Origin of the sequence: Bacillus sp. SIMBA_031, from assembly GCF_046535225.1 — a bacterium.
Classification (GTDB): Bacteria; Bacillota; Bacilli; order Bacillales; family Bacillaceae; genus Bacillus; species Bacillus velezensis.
The window spans coordinates 1-256 of sequence record NZ_JAWRXC010000441.1 but is presented as its reverse complement, the minus strand read 5'-3'; the positions used below and the strand labels follow the sequence as shown (position 1 = coordinate 256).

Genomic DNA, 256 nt, shown 5'->3' with positions numbered 1-256 from the left:
CAGCTCGCCTGGGCCCGAACGCTGGCGACTGTCTCGCGGCACGGGGACAGCGAGTTGGACTTGCTACGCGGCATACTCGACGGCGGCACGGTTATTAACGGCTTGGCGGTGGACGCCGAGCTGCGCTGGAGCATGTGGCAAGCGCTGGCCGCCCACGGTCAAGCGACCCAAGCTGAACTGGACCGGGAACTCGAGGCCGATCAGACAGCGTCAGGGAAGGAAGGCCATTCCTTGGCGTCCGCCGCACGTCCTGATG

General features: G+C 66.4%; 1 protein-coding gene. It reads left to right on the top strand.

The window, feature by feature from the left end; genetic code table 11:
- Positions 1-54: 54 nt before the first annotated feature.
- Positions 55-256: hypothetical protein (locus SB724_RS20965; protein WP_410572892.1), on the top strand; the 202-nt coding region annotated here is incomplete at its 3' end.